The organism is Enterococcus sp. 2201sp1_2201st1_C11_2201SCRN_220225 (genome assembly GCF_040925905.1).
In the GTDB taxonomy this organism is placed as follows: Bacteria; Bacillota; Bacilli; order Lactobacillales; family Enterococcaceae; genus Enterococcus_C; species Enterococcus_C asini_A.
Genome location: NZ_JBCOJC010000034.1, coordinates 1 through 12,829, shown reverse-complemented (window position 1 = coordinate 12,829; position 12,829 = coordinate 1). Strand labels below are relative to the sequence as shown.

Here is a 12,829-nt window from a genome sequence, read left to right as displayed (position 1 = left end):
GATAACGATAGTGTTTCTCAACACAAACTCGCCAAAAAGGCAAAAAAAAACCTTCTATCCTTTAAAGGATAGAAGGCTAGTTGTTTCATTAACTTACATAGCGATAAACCAGTAACCAATCAAAATAACCCCTAAAATGATTCGATACCAACCGAAAGCAGTAAAGTCGTTTTTCTTGATATAGCTTAATAAGAATTTAATTGCAATAATGGAAACTACAAAGGAAACGATGGTACCTACTAGTAAAACAATACTCGTTTCAAAATCAAAGCTATTGCCTTGTTTGATAAATTTCAAAACTTTATAGCCACTGGCGCCAAGCATTGTAGGAATTCCCATAAAAAAGGAGAATTCAGTAGCCACAAAGCGAGATGCTCCGATTAAAATTCCTCCAAGGATGGTGGCGCCAGATCGAGAAGTTCCAGGCACTAATGAGAGCACTTGAAAGAAGCCCATAATCAAAGCCGCTTTATAGGTGAATCCTTGTAAACTAGTATAAATAGGTTTTACTCCACGGTTGCGTTTTTCCACCCAAATAAAAGCAACCCCATAGACGATTAAAACAATTGCCACTGGTAAAAACTTGTGCAGGTGAGCATCCAGCCAGTCGTCTAATAAAATACCTAAAATACCAGATGGAACAATGGCCACGATTACTTTAAACCACAATGACCAAGTGTCTTTTTTCTCCGTTTGAGATTTTGAAGGAGCAAATGGATTTAATTTATGGAAATACAAAACAATAACAGCAAGGATTGCTCCTAATTGAATGACCACATTAAACATGGACATAAACTCTGGCGACATTTGCAATTTAATGAATTCATCCACTAAAATCAAATGGCCGGTACTAGAAATCGGTAGCCATTCCGTAATCCCTTCAATAATACCTAGAATAATCGCTTTAATAATATTTGCAAAAAACATCTTTTCATTCCTTTCTCCCAAAAATAAAGGCTTTAAAAGCCCCGAAAACCAGTATAGCCTTTTTTTCTAGTCAGTATCAAATGTTTTTATGAAACAAAGGGTGGGAAAAATCATTCCTTAAAAGAAAGTAAAGAAAGAGAAATAAAAAAAGCCAATTCGGAAAAAAATTCCCGGAATTGGCTTTAAGTTAAGCTAAGAAATCGGTGGAGATTTTACGGCCGGCTTCAATAAAAGCCGTACTTCCAATTTCTTCAATGGTAAACTCGCCTTTCTCATAACGCAAACGGGTAACACTGCCGTTTTGTAAATCCACCCGGACTGGTTGGCTAGGATCGATGAGATTTAAAAGGAAAGCAATGGTAAAACCGTGAGAAACGATAATTCCCTTTCCACCACCATTTTTTTCAATACGGTACGCAATATCTTCCATGCCACCTAAGACTCGGCCACGAATTTGTTCGTAAGGTTCCGCCCAGTGTGCAGTGTCCGCATTTAATACAGCTTTGGCAATGTCTTCAAAGGTGATTTCTGTATCCCACATCTCTTCACTCGTTTTAAAATCGAGGACTCGAGGTAAGACACCCCACATTTCCGAATCATAGCCACCTTCTAAAGATCCCCAACACCATTCGCGAATTCGGCTGTCCACGGAATAGGGCGGTTTGCTTTTGTTTTCTCCGAGAATGAGGCGCATGGTTTCAATGGCGCGCCCGGAATCACTAGAGACGGCTTCTACAAATGTTGTCTCACTAAGGCCTAGACCTAAATAATGAATGTCTTGAGCGCCTTTACTAGTTAGGGGAGTATCACACCATCCTTGGGCTCGCTGTAAGGCGTTAAACATCGTTCTACCATGACGGATTACATAAAGTTCGGTTGCAGTCATATTATTACTCCTTTCGATTTTGAAAGTTAATTAAAGAAGGGGTTGGTGCGCTTTTCTTTTAGAATAGTAGTCGAAGGTCCATGACCTGGGTAGACCGGAAATTCATCTGGCAACACGAATAGCTGATTGCGAATACCAGTTAACAGTTGTTCCAAATTTCCAGTAGGCAAATCAGTACGGCCGACACTGCCGTTAAACAACGCATCTCCTGAAACTACAAACTCGGGAAAAACAAAGCTGACACTACCGATGGAATGTCCTGGTGTTGGCACAACTTTAAAGGTGATATCCTTTAGTTGGTATTCTTTCAACTCAAACAATTCGTCAGCAGGCCGAACTACTACGTCTGCCATATCATCATGGCGGGGTAGCCCGGAAAGGTTCATCACAGGATCTCCTAGCCAGTCAGCTTCTAGGGGACTGACGTAGACGGGGATTTGGTAAGTGTCTCGCAATTCATCCACAGCTCCAATATGATCATAATGAGTGTGGGTTAGTAGGATGGCAATAGGGGTAGCACCTGTTTGGGCAATTGCGGCTTTAATTTTTTCTGCTTCGGCTCCGGGATCAATAATGACTAAATGATTCTCGCTATAAACTAAATAGCAATTTTCTTGAATCAGCCCAGTTATAAGGGGGATGATTTTCATCTTATCTTCAGCTCCAATCTATTTCCCCTTCAGTATAACCCAAAGAATCCAGTGGCTCAACGCTGGAACTTTCTTGATTGTTAGTATTTTCATAATCATCAGACAACTGGAGAAAGCTGTGACTATTTTTTAAGTGAGGACCGGGTAAGCTTTCATTATTTTCTCATGTATCTTCGCTATAGTTACAAAGTCCAAAACATATCCAATATTTCCTGAGTCCTCGAAATTTTTCGGGGATTTTTTGCATTTTCAGGTCAATGGCTTATAATAATTTGGACCCTAGGAGGTGGGAATATGGACTGGAGCGTTTCTGTGCGAAAAATTGTGGAATTTGTTCTGCGTCGAGGCGATATTGATAGTCGCCACACTGCCAGTAATCATACTGCCTTAGAAGGCGCTCGCTTGCACCGAAAATTGCAAAAAGCCGCTGGTGAAAACTATGAAAAAGAAGTCAGCTTAAAGCATACGTTTGCATTGGACAAGAAAGACCATTTAGTAATTGAAGGACGAGCAGATGGTATTTTTCAGGAAGAAGATTTTGTGGTCATTGATGAAATCAAGACCTCAGAAGTCTATTTTGAAAATCTCTCAGAAAATCAAGTGGAGATGTTCTATTACCAGGGGATGCTTTATGCATATATGTATGCTGTAGACAATGACCTTAGTCAGATTGCTGTTCAGCTTACGTACTTTCAAACCACCGAAGAAATCATTACGAAAAAGCGACGCCAGTTTACCATAGAAGAATTGACGGTATTTGTGGACCATTTAGTTGCGGAATACCATAAGTGGCTCCTTTTTCAAGGGGATTGGCGTAAAGTCCGCAACCTTTCCTTGACCAAACTGGCCTTTCCCTATGAAGAATTTCGTAAAGGACAACGAGAACTAGCTGCGGCAGCCTACAAAACGTTAAAAACTTCCCGTCGTCTTTTTGTAGAAGCGCCTACCGGTACCGGGAAGACGATTTCCACGCTGTTTCCTGCTTTAAAAGCTATGGGAGAAGACGACTGTGATCGGATTTTTTATTTAACAGCGAAGACTATTACGAGACAAGTGGCAGAAGATGCTTTGTCTGCTTTAGGAACTAATGGCAGTGAAGTGAAGTCCGTCACGATTACCGCTAAAGACAAGATTTGCTTTTTAACAGAACGAAATTGCACTCCAGAACACTGTCCCTATGCAAATGGTTATTACAATCGAATCAATGAAGGCCTTTGGGATTTATTGCATCATGAAAATCAAATTACGCGAGAGGTCATTGAAACCTATAGCGAGAAACACCAACTGTGTCCTTTCGAGTTTTCATTAGATGTCAGTTTATTTTGTGATGTGATTATTGGCGATTACAATTATTTATTTGATCCAACCGTGTATCTCCGCCGCTTTTTTGAAGATCCCAAAGAAGAGTACTTCTTTTTAATTGATGAAGCCCATAACTTGGTCAGTCGCTCTCGAGAGATGTATTCTGCGACTTTAAGCTATCAAAGTGGCGCCACTTTTCAAAATCAACTGTCAAAAGAGCATAAAAGCCTTCACCGCTTATTAAATAAAATTGACAATCAGTTTGCTCTTTTAGAAGAGCAAGCCAAAATAGAAGATTGGCAGTATAAGCATCAAAAGCTATTGCCAGAAGTACTAGTCAATCATCTTTATCGTTTTGCCGAAAAAATGAAAGAATGGTTGGCGGCCAATCCAGGAGATCCTAGTGAAACAATAGGTTTGGCTTATTACTTTGAAGTTTTGCATTTTTTGAAAATCAGTGAACTTTTTGATGACCATTTTGAAACTACTATTGAAATAGGCTATGGAGATACAAAAATCAAACTTTTTTGCATGGCTCCCGCACCCTTTTTAACGGAGATGTTGTCAAAAGGAAAAGGCGCTTTGTTGTTTTCCGCAAGCTTTACTCCTTTATCTTATTATCAAGAGGTTTTAGGAGGAGAAAAAGAGGACTTGCGTTACAAGTTGCCCAGTCCGTTTCCGCCGGAGCGCCAAAAGATTATTTTGGCAGATTATATTCAAACCACGTATCGCCAAAGACAGGCTAGCTTGTCTTCAGTAATTGGGGCAATTTATGAAATGGTAGCCGCAAAAGTTGGGAATTATTTCGTTTTCTTTCCTTCCTATCAATATCTAGATGAAGTAGCCACTGCCTTTAGTGAAGCATACCCTGATTTTGAGATTGTAATTCAAGATACGAAAATGAATGAAACAGAACGGGAAGCCTTTTTAGCCCGTTTTGAGATGCAGCCTTCCCAAAGTCTAATCGGATTTTGTGTTTTAGGTGGGATTTTTTCAGAAGGAATTGACTTAAAGGGAGATCGTCTAATCGGCACGGCTGTGGTGGGGGTGGGCTTACCTCAGATGAATCACGAACAAGAACTGATTAAAGAATATTTTGATGAAACGAAAAACAAAGGCTTTGAATATGCCTATCAACTACCAGGCATGAACAAAGTCTTACAGGCAGCTGGCCGCGTCATTCGAGATGCAGCCGATCGTGGAGTAGTTTTATTGTTGGATCAGCGCTTTACCAGTCCTCGTTATCGTCCTTTGTTCCCGAATCATTGGCAGCACGCTCGGGTGGTAGCGAATCAAAAGCAACTACATTGTGAGTTGGAACAATTTTGGCGAGAGTAGTATCAAAAACAGGAAAGACCAGGACGATAACCCATGCGTCCTGGTCTTTTTACTAGACTGTGGTATTAGAAAATTTCGCAAGTGAAAATTCCGTAATACTAAGTCTAACTATATTCGGCTTCACGAACTAGCTCTCGAGAATTAACGATAGTTGGTAAACTGTAGCTCGATTGGTAGCTCTAGTTTTCTTAACAATTGAATTACCGCTTGTAAGTCATCGCGACTTTTCCCGGTAACTCGAATTTGATCATCTTGAATTTGGGTTTTAACTTTTAACTTTTCATTTTTAATGGCAGTAGTAATTTTCTTGCTGTTTTCACGATCAATACCACTAACTAAAGTAGCGCTTTGGCGACTTTTTCCGCCTAAAGCATGTTCACTTTCAGAAAAATGCAGATTTTTTACGGGAACTTCTCGCTTGATTAACTTGCTTAGTAGAACATCTTTGATTTGTTCCAATTTAAAATCATCATCTCCAGTAATAATCAAATTACTCTGATCCAGTTTGATATCTACCGTAGAATTTTTAAAATCAAAACGATTGCTTAACTCTTTGGTAGTCATTTGGACGGCATTTTTGACTTCTTCCAGATTAATTTCAGAGACGATATCGAAACTTGCTTCTTTTGCCATAGGATCCTTCCTTTCCTGTTCATTCTTCTTCATTATAACAAGCTTTGCTGTTTCTGGGGAGAGTGGTTTTGGATTATGAGAATCGGTGTTGCTAGAGAGGGGTTACATTTTAAAAATCTGCAATCGAGAAGAGAAAATAGTTGAAAAAAACGAAAGGATTGTTATTCTTAAGGAGGCTATTTTGAATAAGGAGTTGTCACCATGGGAAGAATCACTGCAAACGATAAAAGTACCGAATTTTTCAAACGAATTGGCGTGGTCATAATTTGTGGATTAACCTCTGCTATCTCGTTGAATTTCTTTTTAATTCCTGCCAAGGTCATGTCTGCGGGGATGAACGGGGTGGCCCAAATTATTGTGGCTTTAGGGGTGGAGCATTTAGGCATTCATTTGAATACGGGTTTGTTTATCTTCCTATTAAATATTCCGATTTTTGTTTTAGGTTTTTGGAAATTAGGCAAGGATGCTACGATTTGGAGCTTTGTCAATGTAGTTGCCATCTCCCTTGTGACGATGATTTTCCCAGAAGGCGCTGTGACAGATAATATCCTGATGAATTCCTTAATGGGTGGCGTGATTGTAGGAATTGGTGCCGGTTTAGCTTTAAAAATGGGATTTACCACAGGAGGTATGGATATTCTCTCTTTGGTACTTTCCAAAACCACAGGCAATACAGTGGGCAAATACATGTTTATGTTAAACGGGTTAATTGTGGCAGTTGCCGGCTTCATTTTTTCTTGGGAGAGCGCTTTGTATACGATTATTTGTATTTATGTCATGAGTCATGTGGTAGATATGATTCATACAAGCCATCAAAAACTGACAGTCTTTATTGTAACTACTAATCCAGATGCAGTAGGGAAAAGTATTTCTAAACGAGTATTCCGGGGAATGACTTTATTGCCTTCCATCGGGGGCTATTCTGGTGTAGAAAGCAAAACCATCATGATGGTCATCACGCGCTACGAACTTTATGATTTGGAACAAGCGGTTTTAGAAGCCGATGAGAATGCCTTTGTGGATATGGTGGCTACTCAGTCGATTCTGGGACGTTTTGCAACACAAGATGAACAACGCACTTTTTCTGCCACTGGTGTCTTTCCAGAAGTCCGAGCGCAAAAAAAACGTCGCTAATGTCAATAAATGAAAAGAACTTTGTCCATAGCTGGCGAAGTTCTTTTGTTTGTTATGGTACGAAAGCGTGACGGAGTACAGATAAGTTTTTTTAAAAATGCTGCTGATTCAGTAATATTATGGGTAAGAAGTATTGTTGGAATAGTCTGTTGACTGCTGATTTTTGTTAAGTACTAACTGGAAAACTAGCGGGACACCAGATAACTTGTGGTGCTTTTCTTGCTATTTACTGTAGAAGTGCACAGAAAAAAAGCAGTTAGGCAATTGCCTAACCGCTTAACTGCGTTGTTTAAAACTTTTACCGAATCCCTAAAGCAATTCGAGCATAACGGCTCATCTTGTCGGTAGTCCAGGCCGGATACCAAACTAACTTCACTTCTGCTTTGCCGACTTCTGGAACTTCTGCGAGAGCTTGGTGGATTTGATCTGTTAAAACATCTGCTAAAGGACAACCCATTGTCGTTAAGGTCATTTTAATTACAGTGTCTCCAGTAGTAGCGTCAAATTCCACTTCATATACTAAACCTAGATTAACGATATCGATACCTAACTCAGGATCGATAACCGTTTCTAGAGCAGTTAAAATACGTTCTTTAATTTCTGTGACTTCTTGTTCTGTCCGTGTACTCATGGACCAATTCCCCCTTAGGTAAACTTTCGTAAATCATAACCCGTTTTAGAAAATTTGTAAATCAGATTTCCTTGGACTTTAGGAAAGGATAAATAAAGAAGGAAAATCATTTCAAGTAGAAGACGATGAAAAGGTGAATAATAAACTTGCTGGTTTAGAATAGTGTTCGGGAAACTATTGCATTTTGCCGATAAAAAAGCTATTCTACAAGAAGAAAAATGAAAAAGGGGCTATGTGACATGCTAGAAACCAAATTTTTAGACTTTACTTATGAGAATCCCTTGATGAATGCTTCAGGAGTCCACTGTATGACAGTGGAAGAGTTGGATGATTTATTAGCTTCCAAGGCAGGGGCATTTATTACCAAAAGTGCAACTTTACAAGAGAGAGCGGGTAATCCAGAACCTCGTTATGCAGATGTTCCACTAGGGAGCATCAATTCCATGGGATTGCCTAATCATGGCGTGGATTACTATTTAGACTATGCGTTAAGTTATCAAAAGAATCATACGGCGCCCTTATTCTTTTCAGTGGCGGGAACTAGTGTGGAAGAAAATATTGCTCTTTTAGAAAAGGTTCAGGCTAGTGAGTTTAAAGGAATTACGGAGTTGAATTTATCTTGTCCCAATGTTCCTGGTAAACCCCAAGTAGCCTATGATTTTCCTTTGACCGAGCAAATTTTAAAGCGGGTCTTTGGCTTTTTCACAAAACCGTTAGGAGTAAAATTGCCACCTTATTTTGATATGGCCCATTTCGATCAAATGGCAGCCATTCTGAACCAGTTTCCTTTGACTTATGTAAATTCAATTAATAGTATTGGCAATGGCTTATATATTGATCCAACCAGTGATCAAGCGGTGATTCGACCAAAAGAAGGCTTTGGCGGAATTGGTGGGGAATATGTGAAACCTACTGCTTTGGCTAACGTCCGAGCCTTTGCCACTCGTCTGAACCCGGAGATTAAAATCATTGGCACCGGAGGGATTTTGACCGGTCAAGATGCTTATGAACATCTTTTATGTGGTGCTACTATGTTACAAGTGGGAACCCAGCTGCAAAAAGAAGGACCCGCTGTGTTTGACCGTATTTTGAAAGAATTAAGTACCATTATGGAACAAAAAGGTTATGAGCGAATTGAAGATTTTCGTGGCAAGTTAAAGACGATTTAGTAATAAACTGGTAAAAAACTGTCGGAAATAGGTCATGCCGGCAGTTTTTTTGCGTATTTTAGGAAAAAGAGGGAAATAAATGGAAGTTAGAAAAGCACAAACTAGTGATTTGTCAAAAGTAATGGAAATAATTGAATCAGGTCGAACCGCCTTGCATAAGCAGGGGCTTCCTCAATGGCAAAATGGTCAAGGGCCAGATGAAATGAGCATGGGTCAATTAATTGAAGAAAAAAGCTGTTTTCTTGCTATGGTAGACCAAGAAGCTGTGGCAGTGGGATGCTTAATTCCGGGAGTAGATGAAGTATATACCGCGATTACTAATGGGGCTTGGGTTGAAACAGGCCCCTATCTTTCAATTCATCGCTTTGCAGTGTTGAGTGGTAATGCCGGCAGAGGAATTGGTAGGAGATTTCTGATGTCATTAGTTAATGAAGGAGTTGAAATGGGATACCACGATTTTCGTATTGATACCCATCCTGACAATCAAGGGATGATTCGGGTAATTCAGTCTTGTGGTTTTGTTTATCGTGGAGAGGTGCAATTTCCCATCCCTCACGGCGAACGAGTTGCGTTTCAGTTAATATGTTCCCAGTAAGGTTTTTATCCCTGTTTAACGGTAATTATCAAAAAATTGCCTTCACGCTTAAAAAAAAGAGAGGTATTGCTTAGAAAATAGTGAGAAGGTATGGTAAAATGTAATGGAAGGTTTTACAAAGGAGTATTTGGGTTAGGAGGATTTAGATGAAAAAGAAAAATAGCTTGCGATTACGCAAGGCATTAGCTAGTTTCAGTGTCGTATTAATTTTATTTTCTCATGGAACGGGGGCATACGCCAGTGTTTCTCAAGGAGAAGGAAATAACAGCAGTCAGGTGACTACAACCACAGGGGATAGTCCGGTGGTCCAAGAAGATACATCAACAGAAGCCATAGGAGATGTATCAAGTGCTGCACCGGTTGAGGAGGTGGCTCCCCCGGAAGTGGTTCCAGAAGAAACACCAACTGAGTCTAATCCGGTTGTTGAAGAACCCTCTGTTGAAGAACCAGGAGCAGAAACTCCTGCTCCAACTCCAGATCCAGGGGAAGAAACTCCGGAAGTGCCAACAGTGAATGATAGTGAGTTACAAAACCAATTGGCTGCTTTGAATGTAGCTTTGGAAAATTCAGCAAACTATACAAGTATTTCTTTTGACCAAGGGGCATTGGAGGCTTTGGCTAATGAAGCAACCGCACTTTTAGCAAATGATCAAGCAACCCAGGATCAGTTAGATGCTTGTGCTGCAACGATTGCCAATAAATTAGCGTCTTTAGTCTTAAGAGGGGACAAAAGTGAATTGACTAAATTAGTGGAACAAGCCAAGCAGCTAAAAGCAGCGGATTATACCCCAGAAAGCTTTGCTAAGGTAAAAGACTGGCTTCAAAAGGCTGAGACCATTTTGAAAAATCAGGATGCCACAGTAGCTGATTTAGCTCCGATTACTGCGGGATTACAAGAAGCAATCGCCGGGCTAAGTAAAGCTCCAGAAAAAAACAAACCCGAAAAACCGACGCCACCGGCAGTAACCCCTGAAAAACCAGCACCAACAAATCCTGCGCCTGTTGAAAAAGCTCCAGAAACAAGCACGGATAGCGCTGATAATTCAACAAAAGGGCCTTCGGAAATTACCTCTGGTGATGACAGTATTAATGAAATTGATGATAAATATGGTGTGGATAGCCTAACTGATTCCAACTTAAACGGCTATGAATTACCATTACTGTCTTCTTACGATGATGAACGCCAAGGTGCTTTGGTGGCACAAGCGCTAAAGACATTGAGTCTGCCTTATAGTGAAGAAAACGGGAAAATGGATAAAGAGGGCCTTCCAGAAAGTTTTAGCAATCTTGGCTTAACCCGTTATATTTATCAGACGGTGTTAGGAGTAGACTTGGGAGATAGCTACAAATCCCAAGTTGCCAGTGGAGAAAAAAGTGAGTTAGAAAAAGCTGAAATTGGCGATTTGTTATTCTGGGAAAAAGATGGGCAGCCAACTAAAGTCGGTCTATATCTCGGTCAAGGGAAATATTTGATGGTTGATTCTCAAATTATCCCTCAACAGGTTACTTTAGACAAAGATGCGCAAGATGAAGCTGACAAAGAAAAGCCGGCAGTGGCAATTTATACCATCCAAGGCTATGCCGAAGATAAAGAAGGCAAAGTAACCATTGAAAAAGAAGCCACTACCACTACGTTAAGCGCAGCCGTGACCAATCCGACTTATGCGGTGCATAGTTTAGGAAACACAAAACTAACCGCAAAAGGACAAGATTTGTTGAAGAACTACGCTGCTAGCGTGGAGTTTAAAGCCAATGCTAATACCCAAACGTTTATTGACCAAATTGGCGAAGACGCTAGAGAATTAGGTTTGAAATACGATGTCTATGCTTCAGTGATGATTGCTCAAGCTATTTTGGAATCAGGCTCTGGTAGTAGTGGATTGTCCCGGGCACCATATTATAATTTATTTGGTATTAAAGGAACATACAACGGTAATGGCGTTGTGATGAATACTATGGAAGATAATGGGCAGGGCTCTCTTTTTGCTATTAATGCTAGCTTCCGAAAGTATCCTAATGCAAAAGCTTCCTTACAAGACTATGTGTCCTTAATTAGAGGTGGTGCTGCTGGCAGCCAATCATTTTACAAGGCGACTTGGCGTTCTGAAGCCAAAAACTACTTACAAGCTTCGGAATATCTAACTGGTCGTTACGCTACAGATACGCAATACAATAATAAGCTAAACTCGCTTATTGCGGCTTATCATTTAACTCAATACGACGAGCCTAAAGCCACGGATGCCGGGATGGTTATCGCTGATACGAATCAAATTCCAGCCCAATATCGAACGCAAATGAAATATCCTGCATATAATGGAACTAACTATAATAGTAGTGGTTCCTATCCGGTAGGCCAATGTACCTGGTATGTATTTAATCGCATTAGTCAACTAGGTGGTCATGTAGATGATTTCATGGGTAATGGCGGAGAGTGGGGTCAAAAAGGTGCCAAACTAGGTTATCGTACGACTCAAACACCGACCGTGGGCTATGCAGTAAGTTTCCATCCAGGCGTTGCTGGTTCAAGTTCGTTATATGGTCACGTGGCTTTTGTTGAAGCGGTGGGACCTGATGGGATTTTGGTATCAGAAGGAAACGTAGTGGGGCCACTAGTTGTTTCCTATCGAGTGATTCCAAATTCAATTGCTCGTTCAAACTTAGTAACCTATGTAGCACCTAAATAAACGACGAAAACGACGGAGTGGAGATTACTTCGTCGTTTTTGCTGTAATCATCTAACGGAACATACGGAAAATGCTTGTAATGAAAAGAGACAATTGCTATGATACCCATGAGGAAGGTGTAGCATGAAGAAAAGACAACGCAAAAAACAAGCCTATAAAAAATATATTCGGGATATTTTCGAAGGATATGAATCCATGGTGGCTAATCCGAAAATCGAAAAATTGGAATTTGGTTATTTAAACGAAGAAACAGTCATCTATCGTGATCAAGATCAACAAATTCATTTCTTATCCCGCGATCGAAAAACCAACTCGAAATAGTCACCAACGCTCTGATCGGATTCAGAGCGTTTTTTTCGGCCAATCACGGGGGTAGAAGATGGAACAGTAAGATGTTCCGCTATATCATTAACTAGGAGGTGGAGCATTGGCTTAGAAGGAAAGATAGCAAGTCTTCAAAAAAACTTACTCAAAACCCTTGACCAACTTCTTAAGAAATGATAAATTAGACAACGTTGCAAGTGAGAAAACAACTTTGGAAAACAGCTTGAAAAATATTTCAAATTGCCTGTTGACAGAGCGGCCTAAGCCTGCTAAACTAACAAAGTCGCTGTTTGAGAAATCAAACTTCAAATTGAAAGCACAAGAAACTTTTTGAAAAAAGAGTTAAAAAAGTGTTTGACTTTTGAAAAGCAACCTGATATGATTAATGAGTTGCTGATTTAAAAAAGCGACGGCGCTTCAAAAAAACTTTTATAAAAACAGTTGACATTCAAAACGTCATCTGATATAAAAGTTGCTGGAGCAACGCAGTAGACCTTTGAAAACTGAACAAAAAGCAAAACAACCAATGTGTAGGGCGCTTTGATTTATCAAAGCA

General features: G+C 40.1%; 11 protein-coding genes. 6 read left to right on the top strand and 5 right to left on the bottom strand.

Annotated elements, in window-relative coordinates; translation table 11 throughout:
* Window positions 1-93: 93 nt before the first annotated feature.
* The 3 genes from AB5754_RS09540 to AB5754_RS09530 all read right to left on the bottom strand — a co-directional run bounded on the left by AB5754_RS09540 (window position 94) and on the right by AB5754_RS09530 (window position 2,463).
* Window positions 94-927 (bottom strand): undecaprenyl-diphosphate phosphatase, encoded by an 834-nt coding sequence (locus tag AB5754_RS09540; protein WP_368252207.1) that lies wholly within the window; start codon window positions 925-927, stop codon window positions 94-96.
* 187 nt (window positions 928-1,114) lie between these two features.
* Window positions 1,115-1,813 (bottom strand): histidine phosphatase family protein, encoded by a 699-nt coding sequence (locus AB5754_RS09535; RefSeq protein ID WP_368252208.1) that lies wholly within the window; start codon window positions 1,811-1,813, stop codon window positions 1,115-1,117.
* 26 nt (window positions 1,814-1,839) lie between these two features.
* Window positions 1,840-2,463 (bottom strand): MBL fold metallo-hydrolase, encoded by a 624-nt coding sequence (locus AB5754_RS09530; RefSeq protein WP_368252209.1) that lies wholly within the window; start codon window positions 2,461-2,463, stop codon window positions 1,840-1,842.
* A 294-nt stretch (window positions 2,464-2,757) separates the two neighbouring features.
* On the opposite strand from AB5754_RS09530, the gene AB5754_RS09525 reads away from it, so the two are divergent.
* Window positions 2,758-5,103: an ATP-dependent DNA helicase gene (locus tag AB5754_RS09525; protein WP_368252210.1), complete on the top strand. Its 2,346-nt coding sequence runs from the start codon at window positions 2,758-2,760 to the stop codon at window positions 5,101-5,103.
* Window positions 5,104-5,244: 141 nt separating this feature from the next.
* Here AB5754_RS09525 and AB5754_RS09520 read toward each other — a convergent pair whose 3' ends face one another.
* Window positions 5,245-5,736: a YajQ family cyclic di-GMP-binding protein gene (locus AB5754_RS09520; protein WP_368252211.1), complete on the bottom strand. Its 492-nt coding sequence runs from the start codon at window positions 5,734-5,736 to the stop codon at window positions 5,245-5,247.
* 201 nt (window positions 5,737-5,937) lie between these two features.
* Here AB5754_RS09520 and AB5754_RS09515 point away from each other — a divergent pair, with 201 nt between their 5' ends.
* A complete protein-coding gene (locus AB5754_RS09515) occupies window positions 5,938-6,870 on the top strand; it encodes a YitT family protein (protein WP_311833743.1) in 933 nt (310 codons plus the stop codon).
* Between the two features lie 298 nt (window positions 6,871-7,168).
* On the opposite strand, the gene AB5754_RS09510 is transcribed toward AB5754_RS09515, so the two are convergent.
* Complete coding sequence (locus AB5754_RS09510; protein ID WP_368252212.1) at window positions 7,169-7,501, bottom strand: metal-sulfur cluster assembly factor; 333 nt, start codon at window positions 7,499-7,501, stop codon at window positions 7,169-7,171.
* A gap of 239 nt (window positions 7,502-7,740) precedes the next feature.
* On the opposite strand from AB5754_RS09510, the gene AB5754_RS09505 reads away from it, so the two are divergent.
* From AB5754_RS09505 to AB5754_RS09490, 4 genes are all read left to right on the top strand, one after another.
* Window positions 7,741-8,670, top strand: coding sequence for a dihydroorotate oxidase (locus AB5754_RS09505; protein ID WP_368252214.1), 930 nt, complete (start codon window positions 7,741-7,743; stop codon window positions 8,668-8,670).
* A 79-nt stretch (window positions 8,671-8,749) separates the two neighbouring features.
* Entirely contained in the window at window positions 8,750-9,265 is a 516-nt protein-coding gene (locus AB5754_RS09500) for an N-acetyltransferase family protein (RefSeq protein ID WP_368252215.1), read from the top strand.
* A gap of 146 nt (window positions 9,266-9,411) precedes the next feature.
* On the top strand, window positions 9,412-11,949 hold the full coding sequence (locus tag AB5754_RS09495) for a glucosaminidase domain-containing protein (RefSeq protein WP_368252216.1): 2,538 nt from the start codon (window positions 9,412-9,414) through the stop codon (window positions 11,947-11,949).
* Window positions 11,950-12,072: 123 nt separating this feature from the next.
* A complete protein-coding gene (locus AB5754_RS09490; RefSeq protein WP_311833748.1) occupies window positions 12,073-12,270 on the top strand; it encodes a hypothetical protein in 198 nt (65 codons plus the stop codon).
* The last annotated feature ends 559 nt before the right edge of the window (window positions 12,271-12,829 follow it).